Here is a 17727-nt window from a genome sequence, read left to right as displayed (position 1 = left end):
ATAGTTTTTACAATCCTAAACGTTCAAGTTCATCTTTCAAATTTACTCCCTTTAACAGAGGTATTGTATTAAAACCAAGTCTGTTTGCTGCATCAATATTCTCCTGATTGTCATCAATAAATAATGATTCATTCGCTGTTAATCCATATCGGGTAAGTAACAATTGATATATCCGTGCATCAGGTTTTATAATTTTCTCTGTTCCTGAAACTACTATACCTTCTAATTCCTTAAAAAAAGAATATTGATCAAATACTATCGGAAATGTTTCAGCCGACCAATTCGTGAGTCCAAATAAGCGATATTTATCTTTCAAATCCTTTATTAGAGCCGCATTTTCTTCGATTGCTCCTCTAATCATTTTTGCCCAATCAGAATAATAATTCCTAATCTCTTTTTCGTATTGAGGGAATTTTTTTACTAATTCTTCAGTTGCTTCATCTAATGAGCGACCTGCATCTTGCTGGATATTCCATTCGGTGCTGCAAACTTCCTTTAAAAAGTATTCCATTTCTACTTCATCCTGAAATACATTGCGATAAAGGTATCTCGGATTCCAATCAATCAGTACACCTCCAAAATCAAATATTATGTTTTTTATTTTCATCTGTTTATAATTTGTTTTTAAGTTGTCACATGGAACACCCAAATTGCAACCATCTTCCTGTGTGTAAAGCCTTTTACATGGGTGTTTCATCTGTTTATAATTTTAAGTTTTTGTCAGATGGAACTTACCACATAATCATCTCCCTGTGTGCAGAAAGCTTTATACGTGGACGTTTCATATGTTTATAATTTGTTTTTAAGTTGTCACATGGAACACCCAAATTGCAACCACCTTCCTGTGTGTAAAGCCTTTTACATGGGTGTTTCATAATTATTCCGTTATTTCAACCCAATTGCCTTCACTATCTTCAATAACACTCTCATAAAAGCCATCACCTGTAGTTCTTGGCTCTCCCACAATTTTATATCCATCAATACGTAATTGTTCGGTTAGTTTATCAACTTTCCTTTTACTCCCAACTGATATTGAAAAATGAGTTAATCCAAAAGAAATGGAATGTTCTCCACCTAAGTCCGTAATATCAGGTTTGTGCATAATTTCTATTCGGGTTGAAGATCCTTCGAATGATAAAAAACAGGAAGAAAAGTTCTTTTTAGTGTTGGTGTATTTTTCACCACACTTCATTTCAAAATACTTGATGTAAAATTCTTTTACTTCTTCTAAATCTTGTACCCAAATTGCTATATGTTCTATTTTCATCTGCTTATAATTTTAAGTTTTTGTTAGATGGAACTCCCAAATTACACTCATTATCCTGTGTGTAACTCTTTTTGAATGGTCGTTTCATACTGTTTTAAATTATAATTACAGCGCAAAGGTAAGGGGTACTAAATTTAAGAAATTGTATATTTTAAACAGGTTAAAATAATTTAAAGTTATAATTGATGATTTTGCTCTGCTTATCAGCCAATTTTATTAATGCTTGATAAGCTGACGGTGTTTGGTTTACAAACATTTTAAATTCACGAATGAAGTGTGCCTGGTCGAAATATCCTGAATTTGATCCTATTGAGGTCAAATTATCCTTACTGTCAATCAAACTGCAAAGCGATTTGCGAAATTTAATCAGTCTCTCAAATTTCTTAGGAGTGATTCCAACAATTTGGGTAAAACTTCTGTTTAGCGTTGTATAATTTGTTCCTGTTCTTTTGCAATAATCTTCAATAAAACATGCCTCATCATTCCACCTGAATTGTTTGTAAAAATCCATTATTGTAAAAACTGCATCATGTAATTTTTCGCAATATAAATCACTTAACAGTTCGTAAACCTTCTCAATTAATACAGTATCCGAATCACTAACAGAACAATTAAGAATGCCCTTTATTTCTTTTGTTTCAAGAGGGTAATAAATTGAATTATTAATTAGCTTTTTTCCTTGAATCTGAATAAAAGGATATAAACCAAAGGCAAAAAATCTTACTCCAATTATTTTAGTCCCGGCGGGATAAACTAATACTGTGTTTTTAGTAGAAATGCCTTCTATTTGCGGGGCTTCAATTAATATTTCATCTCGTTTGTATGCAGAATGATTCAGTGAAAAAATTAAGTTAACGTACTGGTTTGGTGGAATCATTAATTCCACTTCTGTTTCCTTATTCTCTGCAACCCAAATTCTATCAATCAAATCTGGAAATAGTTCAGCTTTATGTATTTTTATAGTCAGCAATTCGTTTTTTTTAATTACAAACAAGCTGTTGTTCGGTCGTGCTTTTCTAAAAGAAATTTTAATTCATCACTCGTCATAGATGGAGTAAACTCAGTTGTAGGTATACGATAAACATAGTCACCTAATTATTGATTTAAATACTCCTCTGTGGTTTGCACTGTTGAATAAAAATAATTTAATGCTGATAAAAAACTATTCTGAACTTCATTGGCTTCAACAATTTTTCCATTGTATTCTAAATCTTTTGTTGCACAAGCATCACCAATAACAGAGATATTAAATCCAAAATCTTTTGCGGCTCTTGTTGTTGCATCAACGCACATATGGGTCATCATACCACATATTACCAAGTCAGTTGTTTGTGTTTCTTCAAGATATTGCATTAGGTCTGTTTCTCTGAAACTATTTGGATAATGTTTAACTACTATCTTCTCACTTTTTAAAGGACTGATTGTCTGATGAATTTCTGCTCCTTTTGTATTTGGTAAAAAGAATAATGCATCAGGCCGTGTTGCAATGTGCTGAATAAAAATTACGGGTAATGCCTCTGCTCTAAATTTGTCTAAAAGAAGTTTTGCTTTCCGGCAGGCTTTATCCGAATGAACAAGAGTCATTGTTCCATTTTCAAAATAATCATTCTGAATATCTATTATAATCAGTGCTTTTTTCATTTTTATCCATTTCAATTTTAAATACTATGTGTCTGAGAGTTGCATGGCACACAAGGTCAGTCTGTCTAAAAAACGAATCAAACTGCTCAATTAAGTTTTAAATATAGCGGCTTTAAGGATGCATAAAAATTGAAAAAGCTTTTATTTATAAATAGAATTGAGGTTCGCATTTGGGTCACTTTCACCCCTGCTCAAGAATTTAAAGTTTCTGGATTTTGAACCTAAAAAAGAAGCTTTAAAAGCTCGCTGATCAGCAAGCTTTTAAAGCTTTCATCTTATTTTTTAGAAATAGTAATCGGTTGTGCAAGGGTTACCGTTTTCAGCCATTGTTGTTTTATTCAAAATCAATGTTCCAATTATTTCTCAATGACTGCAATTTAGGAACAACACAAGACTTCTCCTCATTTTCAACAGACACGAAAATCGGAACAAAATCGTCGTTCTTTTTATCACTCATAATCGAAAAGTCTGTTGTAAAGGATTCTCCAATAACTTTATTTCCGCTTCTTGTTTCATATTCATAATGCACAATAATTCCTTGTCCAAAATTAAAAACAGGAAGTCCGGATTTTAGCATCATAGAAACTATTTTTCCTTTTGATACTTTTCCGAATTTGTAGAGTTTGAGTTCCTTTTTCAAGTGTAAGATTGAATAGATTAAAAAAGGCAATCCAATAATCAGAAATGGGATTGGTATAAGTAAAAAGAACCAAATTGAAAATCCATATGGTTTTAAGTCTTTTACTATTGAATTTCCATCAAGTTCTTTGATTTCAATATCATCTCCAATTTCTAAATTTTCTATTTTTCTTTCTTCCAGAACTTTATATTTAGATTCAATTTCTTTTCCATTCTCTGAATATTTGTATGAAATTATTGTTGGGTGAACTCCATTAATCGTCACATTATATTGAGTTTCAATGTCCGTTATTTCAGCAGTGGTTTCTTTTCCCTGTAAATTTATCAATTCATAATCAATTTCGGGCGTGTCGTTTCCAAATGACGAAAACACTATCGATAAAACAATAACAAGGAATAATGGAATTAGAGTAAAAAGAAAGCCAAAAAGCATTGGAATCGGTTTCTTTTTCAAGATGTTAAGTGTGGTTGAGAATTTTATTTTTCTAGGCATATTGTTCATTCGTTTCGTTTTTCTAATAATGGTTAATGGTAAATTGTATAAGCAGTAGCAGATTTCGTGGTACGTTACTGTCAAAGCGTGATGAAGTTTGAGCGGACTACAAATCTTATTATTTGGACTTCCCCTGCCATTACTTATACTAAATGTTGTGCTTAAGTGCTTTTACTTAATTTATTTTTTCAGATATCAATTTTGAATATTTAGAGATAATGGGAAGCCCTATTTTCTCAAAATGTTTTATGTATTGGTTCATTTTCCCAACTTTAACAGTGTAAATTCTCATTTCATATATCATATCCTGTTGCTTTTATATCATTTAAAATAAATTAATATATTACGCTGTTGCGTCTTTTTAGCATGAAGCACAACTTCTAAATAAAGCCATGGGCTTGATTTAGTTTGTATTTATACCAAAAGTGTATCTAGCAACCTACAAACACTTATGATATTCAGTCCGCGAATCTACGAAACTAACATCGTTTAACAAAAAAATAATAAAGAATAAAATACAAAGAAGACTAAAAAAAACAGACCAAGCTATCAGCTTGGTCTGCAGGGAATAAAAAAGGGTGGCTAATGCCACCCTCCTTAGATTATTAACGAACGACCATGAGTCGTTTCGTTACTATAAATTGATCTGTTTGAATGGATATAAAATAAGTTCCAGAAACCAGATCCTGAATATTAATTCTGTGTTTCTCGTGAGGCTGTATGGTTTTCACTACCTGCCCATGATTATTCAAGATTAAGATTTTAATCACATCGGCATCGGGTAAATCGATACTCACAAAATCGCGTGATGGATTTGGATAAATCTTAACAATTTTCTCAAAAATCTCTTTCAATCCTGTTGGCTGGCTTACAGTAAAAAACTGAAATTCTTCGGCGGATCCAATATTAGCGTTGCCATCCTGATGAGCCCGAACTTTAAATTCGCCTGGTAATGTTGGTGTTAGTATGGATCCATTAAGTTCACCACTACCTTCCAACAGCTCGAAAGCAACCGTTAAACCTTCCGAAGAAACGGCACTCAATTGAATTGGCTCTCCCACAACAATCAATCCTTCTACAGCATCGAATGTAATTGACTGACTTGCTTTAAAAACCTCAAAACTGCGGGATTCACTTGCCGCTTCGTAATTATCATTACCTGCCTGCACTGCTTTTACAACAACGGTTCCGGCTCCGGTAAGTGTCAGTTCTTTTCCGGATAAAGTTGCCGGGCCTGATACCAGTTCGAAGCTTACTTCCAATCCTGATGATGCACTTGCCACCAATTCGAAAGCAGGATCACCGTAAGTTTTATCTGCAAGAGCCGCGAAAGTAATGGTTTGATTTTCTTTACTTCCAACAACTGTAAATGTTCTGCTTACCGATTCTGCCGCTTCGTAGTTGTCATCACCTGCCTGCACTGCTTTTACAACAACTGTTCCGGCTCCGGTAAGTGTCAGTTCTTTTCCAGATAGGGTTGCCGGGCCTGATACCAGTTCGAAGCTTACTTCCAGTCCTGATGATGCACTTGCCTCCAATTCAAAAGCTGCATCGCCATAGGTTTTGTCAGCCAGATCCGCGAAAGCGATATCCTGAAAAGCTTTATTTACAGTAAACGTTTTGCTTACTGCTTCTGCCGCTTCGTAGTTGTCATCACCTGCCTGCACTGCTTTTACAACAACGGTTCCGGCTCCGGTAAGCGTCAGTTCTTTTCCGGATAGAGTTGCCGGGCCTGATACCAGTTCGAAGCTTACTTCCAGTCCTGATGATGCACTTGCCTGCAATTCGAAAGATGGATCGCCATAGGTTTTGTCAGCAAGAGCATCGAAAGTGATCGTTTGCGATTTTTTACTGATTTTATCTGAACGCAATTTTAACCGCAGTAATATCGGATGATGATCGGATATGCTGACATTCTCCTCGCTTGTATTGTTGGTCAGAACCTGATATTCATCGTACAATTCATTGGAAATGGTAATGTGATCGATATTGGTACTTGAAGTGATTACATGATCGAAATAATCTTTGGTTTCGAACCATGATGCATAAGGAGAGGAAGCCCCGCTGGTCATACTTCCTTCTAAATAATCGTTGTAATCACCCAGAATCACCAAATTGTCGTTGGAATAGTTCGTATTCAACTCATTCACTAAAAATTTAGCATCAGCCAATTTTCGGGAATGACTATCCTGACAACACTTGGCGTGAATGTTCACCAACTTGATGTTCTCTTTCATGCCATCAATAAATACCTCTGCTTCGAATAGATATGGCAAACGTCCCGAAGCCCAAAAACCGGACGCATCGCCTGTGTACCCATCAATGGAAGCAGTAGATGTGTCGGGGTATAAATCCGAAAACATCGAGAAATCGCCTAAGTTACTCACTGTTGTTTGGTTGTAGATGTAACAAATGCGCTGAGCCGGATAGTCTGTACTTGGTGCTGAGTCGTCGTGAGAATATCTTGGTCCCATACTGGCGGCATACAAATCCTCTCCTGCCAAAACATTCAACTTCTCGACCAGAGGCTGCAGAAAATCACCATTTACATTATCGGAAACCAATTCCTGAATGGCATAAATATCGGCATCCAATTCAATAATTTTCTCAGAAACAGCAGTCAACTGCTCATCGAAGGAAGATGCATGTTTCGACATTGTTGGAGATCCAAACCACTCCACATTCCACGATACAATATCCAGTGTTTTATCTCTACCCAAAGTTGAAGCGTCAGCAATTTCGGTTGATGCCAAAGAGCTTACAGCGACAACTAGCGATTCAGCCGCTTTTGCTTTGTGAGTAATCGTTCCTGCAGATCCATTAATCACAGCTGTTTTTGGAGCAAAACGAACCGTAATCAATACAGGCGAAACTTCTGATTGATCAATATTTAGCTTTGATTCATAAGTACTTCCATCTAAAGAAATTTCATAATTATCGCTGGCCTGAATGCTAATATCTCCCTCTATTTTATCGAAATTTAATTCATATAACATAGGCTCACTAACCGCGCCAACTTCTGTAAACGGAAATTCCAAATCAGCAATAAGATTGCTTGACAAACTTCCTGTTAGTGGAATTTTATTTCCTTCAACCACCACATCATCTACCTGATAGGTTGTAGTAACAGAACTGCCGTCGCCGGTATATTTAAAAGCGATGTATGCTGTTCCTTCGTATGCTGACAAATCGATATCGCCGGATTCTACAAAGTCGGCTCCATAAGCAGTATTATTTCTTTCATCAATTGCTGCATCCAATTTTTGCCAGGTGGCTGCGCTTACATCACCGCCATCGTAATCTGTCGAAATCAACACTTCTAAGGCAAGTCCCTTAAAATAACCATTCTTGGTTTTAAAAGTCAGCTTCTCATTATTATAGGCATCCAGATCCAATTCAGGAGAAATTAACCACGAAACCACTTCACCAGTGGCTTTGTAGGCCGACATTTGCATGTACTTATTACTTGAAAATTCTGTTATTGCCCAATTACGAGAACCAATTTCCGATTTCAAAATCCAATTGCTGTGCGTATCCGTTTCGAAATCCTCATGTAAAAATGCAAGAGGAACCAATGCCGCATCTCCCTCAGTACCCGATACAGCTATCGACTTGGAGTTTTCGCCGCTTGTTATTTTCAGATCTCCTGTCACCTTTGCTGCAACAGCCGATTCAGGAACAAATTTCACAGATATTGTGGTCTCTGCAATAGTTCCATCGGCAGTGGCTAAAACCAAAGAGGAAGAATAGTTGGTGCCGTCTTTGGATATCAGGAAGTGCTGCGGAGATGTTATGCTTACATTTTCGGTTAAGGAATTTGCCGATACAGTAAAAGTCTGAACGGACGACTCTTCACCAAATTTCACCATACCAAAATCAGCCAATGTCCCAGTAATCTTAATCTTAGCTGGCTCTGTACCAATTCCGCCATTCCATGCCTGCGCCTTGGCTTCTCCAAAAATGTACTGCACCAATTCAGGATGGTCAATAAATGGATTTCTATTGTGCTGATATCCGTAAATCACATTGTTTCTTCTTACTTCATACGGATCAACAGGATCTTCCTCGTGCCATTTCAATAAATCGGACAGCTTTCCATGACGGGCAGCACTCTCTGTTTCCTTACACTGATCATCAACGGTCATATCCCAACGGGTTGCCATGTAAAAAATCATACGGGCAACATCACCTCTTGCCGATTTAGGTGGAGTATATCCCGGAGCCTCATCGGCAAAATCGCGACTGCCACGTACACTATTCTCCTGAGCATCGGTAGCTCTTAGGTGATGACCATCGGTTCCCGGACCATTTGCAGTTCCAAAACCGCCATGCGACTTTGCCCATGTGTGTTCTCTGTTCCATCCTGTACTACCCGATACGTGAGCTGTTTTAGCAATACCTTCTTCAATATACATTTGCCAGACTTGAGAAGCATCTTTCGGATTCTGATCGCCATCTTCACACATGTTCCAAACGGTGCTGTAAGATTGCGCTTCAGCTCCGGTCTCAATTATGGTATGAATTTCATCGCGCAATGTACTGCCGGTAGATCCAACAGCACTGCTGTAATAATCGGCCGGAATTTTCACACTTCCCATGTGATGACTTGGACTTACTGTCTGTACATATTCTTTTGGTGTTAGGTTCACTACAATACTTCCATCACCATTGGTTTCCGGAGCCAAATAAACGTAGTTAGCCAAAATGCTTCCAGTGCTTCCATCATTATCAGTAATACTAATTGAAGCACTTACTGTTGTTCCCAACTGAATTCCTGCTGAAGGATTCGTAATGGAAACCGTCATGCTCTCGGTGCCCTCAACATCCGAATCATCAACAATCGTAAGACTGGCAGTTGCAGTACTTTCGCCTGCTGCAAATGTGAATTGTGTTGCTGACAGTGTATAATCTCCGGCTGTAATTCCCGTTCCGGAAATAGTTACGTCAAGAGTCTGGCTTTCACTTACCGCTTCACTTGCGGTGGCTGTTAAAGTAATTATTGTTTGATCGGCTTCGCTGGCTATTGTGGCAGATAAAGCCAAATTTACAGAAGCCAATGTTGGTTCCCCTGATAAATTAACAATTACCGAATTTCCTTCGAAGGAAGCATGACCACTGTACGTATCTCTAAAACCGTTGAATTTAATTTGTTTGCCCAAATTTTCAGGATGATCCTGTAAATTCCAGGTATCACGATTTACTCCTGCTTCCAATTTAAGATTCAGGCAATGGTCAAAATTGGTCTCATCCTGAGAATCAGCAATAGAAATATAGTAAGCGTTTGTAAATGGTGCTTCAAAATCAGTACCCACCGAAACAATATAACCATAGGCATAATACTCGGCAGAAGTTTCGGACAAAGCCAAAGCCTCGTTTATGGTGAAAGGGCTCGTTTCCGTTCCATCATTAGCTGCACTATCATTATCTGTTATGCTAAGAACTGCACTAACCGTTGTTCCCAGCTGAATTCCTGCAGAAGGATTCGAAATAGAAACCGTCATGCTCTCGGTGCCCTCAACATCGGCATCATCAACAATGGTAAGACTGGCAGTTGCAGTACTTTCGCCTGCTGCAAATGTGAATTGTGTTACCGACAGCGTGTAATCTCCGGCTGTAATTCCCGTTCCGGAAATAGTTACGTCAAGAGTCTGGCTTTCGCTTACCGCTTCATTTGCGGTTGCTGTTAAAGTAATTACTGTTTGATCGGCTTCGCTGGCTGTTGTGGCAGATAAAGCCAATTGGACTGTTGTTGCAGTACCAGTGCTGGTATTTGATTTTCCGGGAGTTGGAATTCCGGCGATAAAAGCCGTTGTATTTCTCGCTCCGCCTTCTCCGTCGCTTGCCCGGTATATGGAATGATTTACCATGTCGCCCGAAGCATTCTCATTAATTTGTCCGCCTTCGATTATTCCTACCAACAACCCAGCATCATCGGCATCATCAGTATCATAAACTACAAAATCGACTACATTCTCTGTTGTTACAGCTGTATTATTTGGAAAATCTGCTGCCGGAGCTTTATACAAGGCAACAGCATCGGCACCATTCTGAAGAGAGAAACCTGACGGAGACAAATTTACATTTGCAACCTCGGTACTTCCGATTACAAAAAAGCCTTGTGCGTTGGTAGTCTGCCCGGCAAGATCATAAGTTGCATAAGACAAATCGTTGCTCCCGTTGTACAAAACCAAAATGTATCCATCCAAAGAAGTATTCCCGGCTCCTCCATCGTACAATTCAACAAATTCCTTTGTATCTGTACTTGCCTGATCGCAATCCAATTCATTAATCAGGATGTTTGAAACAACAGGAACTTCCAGAGTTACTGTCACCACGTATTCCTGGCTCGATCCATCTTCGGCTGTTACCGTGTAAGTCACCGGATTTGTAAAATCCTGAGATGCGCCACTTGCAGGCAAAACAGTTGCCTTATCGGATATTCCGATTTCAGGAGAAAGTGCTGTTAGGATAGTAGATTCAGGCAAAGTAAGGCTAATTGTATGTGCACCTTCGTTAAGGGTTCCGGCTTTGCCATCAATTACAAATGATGTTATGGCCTTTGCCGAACTTTGAACCGGAGCAGATCCATAGGCAGTCCACTGAATATCATCAAGACTTACCTGTTTTCCTCCTCCCGAAATATTCTTTATTTCGAGACTAAAAATGCCCTCTACATCAATATCATTTACAATAAAATCCTGCAATCCGGTAATTTCTTCCGATTGACCAACAGAAACTCCATTAATGAATAACTCAACCTGTCTTATGTTAGTTGCTGTGTATTCCTTTTGAACTTTGCAGCTAAAACTGCCAATTCCATTGGGAATATTTTCCCCTTTTAACGAACTGTCGGTTTTCCCAAAACAAATTGCTTTTCCATTTATCGGTCGGTCACCTCTGGAATTTACATAGCTCCAGCTTTGTGAATTGTTCCCTTCAAAATTTCCTGTTTGATATGAAGATCCCGAAAGAGGCAAGTTCGTAAAATCTTCTAACCCCTGCCCAAAACTTACTTGAGCAGACATCATAAAAATAGTAAGTAATGTCACCAGACACCACCTCTTACATGTGTAAAATGAAAACATAGGCTTAGTAGTAAATAAAAAATAGTTTGAAAATGAACTTTTCAAGAAGCGTGTATAAAATGGTTATTTTGAGAACTAAAAATATACAAAATATCTCATACCCAAACATATCAATGTTAAGTTTATGTATCCTTTTGATTAACATTCACTTTTTGATTACGAGCTATCTATCAGCATGTAACCCACTAACAAGCAACATATATAAAGAGCTTTAAACCTCTTGCATTAAAAGAACAATATAATAGTTGATGGGTTTGTGATTTTAGCTAGCCGAAACGAGGTTTGCGCTACATATAGAAGACATTTTTTTGGGGGAGGGTGTACAAGATATCTAAAACCAGTAGAAGACTTTTTTTATTGGTCGGCACATTTCCCGGAGCTTTTCAACATTTTTTTTCCTGGCCAGCCTATTTGCCACACAATATGAGTCAAATTTTTGCTAAAGCAAGAAAAAAGGCCAAACTTCAAGCTTGGCCTATGGGTTTTTAACGGAAAATTATAAGTTATCGTTTCGAATTTTGAAGAGTGTCAGTGTCCGAAGGACGAAGACGGTTAAGAAAAAAGCAGAGGCAATGCATAACACAAACCCCACAATGCAGATTAGAAAATGTTAGCAACAGATTTTAATTCATTTTTAGTAATTCAATTTCATTATTTTCAAAACTATCTATTTTATAGTCCGCTATCTTACACTCAATTTCTTTATTTCCATTGGTAAAAGCGACAACGGTAATACCTGCATTTTTTGCCGCCAACATACCAGAGTAAGAATCTTCAATTACGATGCAATCTTCCGGTTTCGTAAATAATTTTTCTGCAGCCCTATAATAAACAGCAGGATCAGGCTTCCCTTTTTCTTCAAACTCTGCCGATAATATCGAATCAAATAAATGCAAAATATCTAATTTCTTTAAAACCACAGGAATAATTCTGCTTGGTGAATTTGTTGCTAATCCAATTTTATATTTTTTTATTTTCAATTTTTCTATAAATGATTTTACTCCATTTATTTGGCAATTTTCAGTTTCAATCAGCTCAATAACCCGTGAAATAACCATTTGTTCTACAACTGCTGCATCTTTATTTTTCCAAGGATATTTGTCATGCCAAAATTGGGTAACTTCAGATGTTGTCATCGACTTTGTTATTTCTGAATATTCGTCAGTTACCTTAACTCCCAAAGAAGTAAACACTTCATATTCTGCTTGTTTCCAATATTTCTCTGAGTCAATTATGACACCATCCATATCAAATATAATTGCTTTCTTATTTGCCATATTTATTGGTTTATCGCGCCTGTTCTTTTAATTTTCCACTAAGGTAAAAGTGTTTTTTATTCTTTAATTTTTTAAAATTAACAAAACCATATTTGGAAGACTGATTTTAGATTCTAAAAATAGTTCTAAATTAAAGGATAAAAAGAATTTACTAAAACTCTTACAGATCTTAAATGCTGACTGATTTAGCAAATTGCAAAGCTTAATTAATACGATCGGGCAGTATACTTACTTGCTTCTGTTATCTTTGTATTTGAAAAATAAAAACCGATACATGAAGAACAAATTGACACTTGACAGATTTCAGGGAAAAGGATGGTATGAATTCATGATTAAGAATTTATGGAGGTATCCAAACAGATTGCTGGCGCTAAAAGCAACAATTTCCATGAGTATGCTGCTGATTCCATTTGTTGTTGCTGGTTCTGCAAATATGGGTTTCACTCTTGCGTTGGGTGCTCTGGCTGGTGCTCTTTCCGAAACCGATGATCATCCCAAAGGACGTGTAAAAACACTGATTCTTACCATTATTAGTTTCATTATTTCGAGTTTATCGGTCGAATTACTGCTGCCTCATCCAATTCTGTTTGGCATTGGATTAATTGGTTCCACCATTACGTTTATTGTTTTGGGCGGACTGGGTGAGCGATACAGGGGCGTTACATTCGGAGCTTTGCTCGTTGCCATTTACACCATGTTAGGTGCCGATATTTCGCCAAACTGGTACTGGCAGCCTTTGCTTTTGCCTGCAGGTGCCTTGTGTTACGGAATACTGTCTCTTATTTTACTTATTCTTCGTCCGAACAGACTATTGGAAGAGCAATTGGCTCAAGGATTCGAGGATCTGAGCCTGTACATGAAGGAAAAAGCACGGCTTTTCCCAAGTGATTCCAAATCGCAGGAAAAAATCAGAGGTCGGTTGGCTACCTTAAATATTCAGTTCATCAACTCGTTGGAAAGATGCAAAAATGTACTCAACTCCTACTCCGATGCTTTAGATGATCCAAACGAACTACGCCCTTACCTGCACAAATTTGTACTCTTGCAAAGTTTGCACGAAAGAGCCTCTTCGAGTCACGAACGATACGACCTGATAAGTGATGAAGCTGACAACACCGAAATTCTGGAAGGTTTAGGGCAATTATTACTGCAATTATCACTTGCCTGCCACGAGGTTTCAAAAAGCTTGTTAATGGGAACAAACTATCAGCATCCGGTTTCATTCAAATGGACAATTGCAGCCTTGAAGGATAAAATTAAAAAGCAAAACCCGACAACAAAAAGTACTAATCTTAGCTTACTGCTCCAGAATCTTACACAATCTCATTTTTCACTGCAAAGCATGAATTACTATGTAGATTCGGGATTGCTTCCAAAAGTAGACAGAGATACCAAGAGCTTATGGCAAAAACTAAAAGAGCAATTGAATTGGTCGCATCCCAGGTTTCGATATGCCATTCGGTTAAGCACCTGTTTTTTGATTGGTTATTTTCTGATTTTAGGTTTTCATCTGGAAAAAGGATATTGGATTTTACTAACCAGTTTATTTGTATGCCAGCCAAGTTACAGTGAAACCCGAAAGCGGCTATTTGAAAGAATTATTGGAACTCTAAGTGGTGTAGTGGCGGGTGTATTGTTTGTACAAATACTTCCTACTCTTGCCGGACAGGTAATTTTACTGCTGGTAGCAGCTTATGCATTTTTTGTATGGCTGCGAAAAAACTATGCTTTAGCCGTTGTGTTTGTTACCATGTTTGTAATTGCTGCTTTTAATCTGATTGCAGGAAAAGGGATTATTGTTATGGAAGCACGAGTAATGGATACTATTATTGGTGCCGTTTTGGCAATAATAGTTGTCCGTTTTATGTGGCCCGATTGGCAATACAAGCGTTTGCCCAACTTACTTTCAACTGCCCTGGAAAAGAACCGAAACTATTTCACCTCCATTTTGCAGGAATACAAAGAATTAAATGAGGATGATTTGAATTACCGCATTGCCAGATATCGTGCAAATCAGGCTGATAATGCTCTTGCTTTATCGTGGCGGGGAATGAAACTGGAACCAAAAAAGCATCAGAAATTTCAAAAACATGCCTTTGCTTTAACTTATCTAAATCATGCATTACTATCCTATTTATCTGCCTTAGGAGCACACCGCGACATCAAAAACTACATCAGCGATGATCAATGGGAAATGTTTGGAAGTATAGAATTAGAATTAAGCAAAGCTGTCAGTGGTTTACAAAAGTCGGAAGCTTGTGACCCGACTCAAAGTCTTAAAACATTCATTGATAATTTAGGACAAAAAATCACTGAAATTGAACGGGGAACTGAACGCCAAAAATTGGTTTTGCTTTACAATATCGCTGAAGTTACCGAACAGTTATTGGAGGAAGCATCGGAACTGTTTCAAGAATAAATTAACGGTGAGTGTTGTGCTGTTTTTGCACAGGCTCACCGCTCCATATTATTTGAATTCAATTTTGACCTTAGCAGTTTGCGCGAGTGATTGACAGGTTAAGATTACCCTGTTCTTTACATCTTCGGCACTCAAAGCCATTGTTGCTTTCATTTTCACCTCCCCTTCAATCAGGTGAGCTTTACACGTTCCACAAATACCGCCCTGACAAAAATAAGGGGCAGGTGCCGCAATTCTTTTCAATCCCTCTAAAATAGTTTCGTCTTGCGCCAAGTGCAGCTGGAATTTTTCATTCCTGATTGTTGCATCCACCAAGGCATTTTTCACTGCAGTTAATCCCTCTTCGTACTCAATAGCCTGAGTGGAAAAATACTCGAAATGAATGAATTTTGATGAAACTCCCATATCGATCAACGTCTCCTGAATCATTTGATTCATCCCATCCGGTCCGCAGATATAATATTCTGAATTTTCAGGAGCTGCTGGATTTTCAAGAAGAAAAGATTCCACCAACTCCTCATCAATCCTACCTCGTTTTCCATCCCAGGGAGCCAGTGAAAAATCCAGGAATCGTTTCGAAAGGGTTTGAGTAATTTTCAATCGCTCGGGAAATTTTGCCTGCCACTCCAATAATTCATTGTAAAATAAAATTTCGGGAACACTCCTATTTCCATAAAGCAAAAACACCTTACTATTTGGTTCTGCCAGCAGTATGGAACTTAACATTGAGTAAATTGGCGTAATTCCACTTCCGGCAGCAAACAAATAATAGGACTTACCAGCCTTCTCATCCGGTTTTACCGTAAAATCCCCTTGAGGAGCGGATACTTCTACAATATCTCCTGCTTTTAAATTGTTCGCGATGTAATTGGAAACCAATCCATCTTTCTGAATCTTTACAGTTACCTGATACAAATCCTTTTCGTAGAGAGAATTGTGCAAAGAATACATTCTTAGTTCTTCCACGTCATTTACAACAAAGCGAAAACATAGGTGTTGCCCCGGGTGAAACTTAAAAACCGATAACAGCTCATCTGGTATTTGAAAGCTTAGTGTTACAGCTTCTTTTATTGGCTTGTGAATGGCAAGTATGGGTATGCGATAAAATTCCTGTTCCATAATATCCGAGATTTATATAGTTCTTTCATTAAAATACGGATATTTTCACTGGTTAGAGCAATCATTTTTCCAATAACCATTCCATTGCCATTTTACGCGTTGAAAATACCTTTGGAAAATACCGCGGATTATTATTAGTCCGTTCACGCATAATTCCATAAGCAGTTGGTAATGGGTTTACACGCAACATTGCATGCCTAATTTCTCTACTGCCATCAATCTGATGTTCCAGAATTCTACAAATCTGATCGATTTCAGTGATTTTAAAATCAAATTCCGCAAGAGAAGCATCTTCAAAAATCCTTAAAGTAATAGGAGAGTAACTATCATTATTGATTCTCTCCCAGCACTCCTTCATCTCTTTACGTCCTATTTTTCTCTTCAATTCAATATTCAAAATATTTTTTTCTAAGCAATATCCCATTTTTACCATTAACAATTTCTCTTTATTTTATACCAATTAATCAAAGACTTATGAAGACTTTAATTAAGAGACACTTAAAAAAGCTAAAAGGGTGAGGCAAAATCGAAACAAACTTGCAGTGCAAGACAAATATTTTCCGATTACAAAAAAGCTCAGGCAATACCTGAGCTTTAAACTATATTTTAAAGAAAATTTATTCCCAATCGAGAATTACTTTTCCACAATTTCCTTCTTCCATAATATCGAATCCTTTTTGGAATTCATCAGCTTTAAAGCGATGTGAAATCATTGGAGATAAGTCCAATCCACTCATCAGCATCTGCTCCATTTGGTACCATGTTTCGTACATTTCACGTCCGTAAATTCCTTTTAACTGAAGTCCTTTGAAAATGATATCGTTCCAATTTACTTTTGTTTGCGGAGGCAAAATACCTAAAAGAGAAATCTTACCTGAGTTGTACATATGAGAAACCATATCGCCAAAAGCTGCTGGTGCACCTGAACACTCCAACCCTATATCAAAACCAATCATACCCAAATCCTTAATTGCGTCATCAAGACTCTCTGTTAAAGGATTAATGACCCGATCGGCACCCATTTTCTTAGCCAACTCTATTCTGTATGGATTGGTTTCGGTTGCCACAACGTAGCGGGCTCCAGCAAATTTTGCAATTGCCACACACATACTTCCAATTAAACCAGCCCCTGTAACCAATACATCTTCTCCGATAATCGGCCATGAAAGAGTGGTATGTGTTGCATTTCCGAATGGATCCATGATCGCCAAAAGCTCATCACTAATCTCATTACTCATTTTCATCAAATTCGATGAAGGAATAGCTGCATATTCGGCAAAAATACCATCTATGTTTACACCAATACCAACTGTATTTTCACACACATGCTTCCGTCCGCGTCGGCAGTTTCGGCAGTGTCCGCAAGCAATATGACCTTCGCCTGTCACACGGTCGCCAATTTTAAAACCAGTAACACCAGCTCCAACCTCAGCAACTTCTCCAACATACTCGTGCCCGATAATCATTCCCGGTTTAATGGTATTCTGTGCCCATTCATCCCATTTATAAATGTGCAGATCGGTACCGCAAATAGCTGTTTTTCTAATTTTTACAAGAACATCGTTCACTCCTACTTTAGGAACATCAACTTCTTCCATCCACAAACCTTTTTCAGCTTTGGATTTTACAAGAGCTTTCATTTTAGTCATTGTCGTTTTGTTATATTGTTGTTGTGTAAGTATTTAAATCTCTGCAAATATGGCTGTTGCCTATTCGATTAATCTATTTCGAAAGTATAAAAACTAAATTAGATTTTCAATATCTGATTTATAAAAAAAACGCTTCGT

General features: G+C 37.6%; 12 protein-coding genes. 1 reads left to right on the top strand and 11 read right to left on the bottom strand.

Annotation, left to right across the window (positions count from 1 at the left end):
* Positions 1-7: 7 nt before the first annotated feature.
* The 8 genes from QUH73_RS09025 to QUH73_RS08995 all read right to left on the bottom strand — a co-directional run bounded on the left by QUH73_RS09025 (position 8) and on the right by QUH73_RS08995 (position 12402).
* On the bottom strand, positions 8-607 hold the full coding sequence (locus QUH73_RS09025) for an HAD family hydrolase (protein ID WP_289530114.1): 600 nt from the start codon (positions 605-607) through the stop codon (positions 8-10).
* A 270-nt stretch (positions 608-877) separates the two neighbouring features.
* Complete coding sequence (locus tag QUH73_RS09020; protein WP_289530113.1) at positions 878-1267, bottom strand: VOC family protein; 390 nt, start codon at positions 1265-1267, stop codon at positions 878-880.
* Between the two features lie 160 nt (positions 1268-1427).
* Positions 1428-2237 (bottom strand): helix-turn-helix domain-containing protein, encoded by an 810-nt coding sequence (locus QUH73_RS09015; RefSeq protein ID WP_289530112.1) that lies wholly within the window; start codon positions 2235-2237, stop codon positions 1428-1430.
* Positions 2238-2362: 125 nt separating this feature from the next.
* Positions 2363-2908, bottom strand: coding sequence for a cysteine hydrolase family protein (locus tag QUH73_RS09010; RefSeq protein ID WP_289530111.1), 546 nt, complete (start codon positions 2906-2908; stop codon positions 2363-2365).
* 334 nt (positions 2909-3242) lie between these two features.
* Complete coding sequence (locus QUH73_RS09005) at positions 3243-3875, bottom strand: hypothetical protein (protein ID WP_289530110.1); 633 nt, start codon at positions 3873-3875, stop codon at positions 3243-3245.
* A 340-nt stretch (positions 3876-4215) separates the two neighbouring features.
* Positions 4216-4332, bottom strand: coding sequence for a hypothetical protein (locus QUH73_RS20880; protein WP_442913409.1), 117 nt, complete (start codon positions 4330-4332; stop codon positions 4216-4218).
* Between the two features lie 313 nt (positions 4333-4645).
* Complete coding sequence (locus tag QUH73_RS09000) at positions 4646-11065, bottom strand: endonuclease (RefSeq protein ID WP_289530109.1); 6420 nt, start codon at positions 11063-11065, stop codon at positions 4646-4648.
* A gap of 683 nt (positions 11066-11748) precedes the next feature.
* A complete protein-coding gene (locus QUH73_RS08995) occupies positions 11749-12402 on the bottom strand; it encodes an HAD family hydrolase (protein WP_289530108.1) in 654 nt (217 codons plus the stop codon).
* A gap of 274 nt (positions 12403-12676) precedes the next feature.
* Between QUH73_RS08995 and yccS the strand changes: the two genes are divergently transcribed.
* Positions 12677-14821 carry a YccS family putative transporter gene (gene yccS / locus QUH73_RS08990; RefSeq protein ID WP_289530107.1) on the top strand — a complete coding sequence of 715 codons (2145 nt, stop codon included), beginning with the start codon at positions 12677-12679 and terminating at the stop codon, positions 14819-14821.
* 48 nt (positions 14822-14869) lie between these two features.
* On the opposite strand, the gene QUH73_RS08985 is transcribed toward yccS, so the two are convergent.
* The 3 genes from QUH73_RS08985 to tdh form a co-directional block, all read right to left on the bottom strand.
* Positions 14870-15940 carry a ferredoxin--NADP reductase gene (locus QUH73_RS08985; protein WP_289530106.1) on the bottom strand — a complete coding sequence of 357 codons (1071 nt, stop codon included), beginning with the start codon at positions 15938-15940 and terminating at the stop codon, positions 14870-14872.
* A 61-nt stretch (positions 15941-16001) separates the two neighbouring features.
* Entirely contained in the window at positions 16002-16364 is a 363-nt protein-coding gene (locus QUH73_RS08980; RefSeq protein WP_289530105.1) for a hypothetical protein, read from the bottom strand.
* A 193-nt stretch (positions 16365-16557) separates the two neighbouring features.
* Positions 16558-17589, bottom strand: coding sequence for an L-threonine 3-dehydrogenase (gene tdh, locus QUH73_RS08975; RefSeq protein WP_289530104.1), 1032 nt, complete (start codon positions 17587-17589; stop codon positions 16558-16560).
* Positions 17590-17727: the final 138 nt, after the last annotated feature.

The organism is Labilibaculum sp. K2S (assembly GCF_030372765.1).
Classification (GTDB): Bacteria; Bacteroidota; Bacteroidia; order Bacteroidales; family Marinifilaceae; genus Labilibaculum.
This window is presented reverse-complemented; position numbering and strand designations above follow the sequence as displayed.

Coding starts and splice junctions, on each gene's coding strand:
- tdh (WP_289530104.1), bottom strand. CDS start 17,589: ATGACTAAAATGAAAGCTCTTGTAAAATCCAAAGCTGAAAAAGGTTTG.
- QUH73_RS09010 (WP_289530111.1), bottom strand. CDS start 2,908: ATGAAAAAAGCACTGATTATAATAGATATTCAGAATGATTATTTTGAA.
- QUH73_RS09020 (WP_289530113.1), bottom strand. CDS start 1,267: ATGAAAATAGAACATATAGCAATTTGGGTACAAGATTTAGAAGAAGTA.
- QUH73_RS20880 (WP_442913409.1), bottom strand. CDS start 4,332: ATGAGAATTTACACTGTTAAAGTTGGGAAAATGAACCAATACATAAAA.
- QUH73_RS08980 (WP_289530105.1), bottom strand. CDS start 16,364: ATGGGATATTGCTTAGAAAAAAATATTTTGAATATTGAATTGAAGAGA.
- QUH73_RS08985 (WP_289530106.1), bottom strand. CDS start 15,940: ATGGAACAGGAATTTTATCGCATACCCATACTTGCCATTCACAAGCCA.
- yccS (WP_289530107.1), top strand. CDS start 12,677: ATGAAGAACAAATTGACACTTGACAGATTTCAGGGAAAAGGATGGTAT.
- QUH73_RS09025 (WP_289530114.1), bottom strand. CDS start 607: ATGAAAATAAAAAACATAATATTTGATTTTGGAGGTGTACTGATTGAT.
- QUH73_RS09000 (WP_289530109.1), bottom strand. CDS start 11,065: ATGTCTGCTCAAGTAAGTTTTGGGCAGGGGTTAGAAGATTTTACGAAC.
- QUH73_RS08995 (WP_289530108.1), bottom strand. CDS start 12,402: ATGGCAAATAAGAAAGCAATTATATTTGATATGGATGGTGTCATAATT.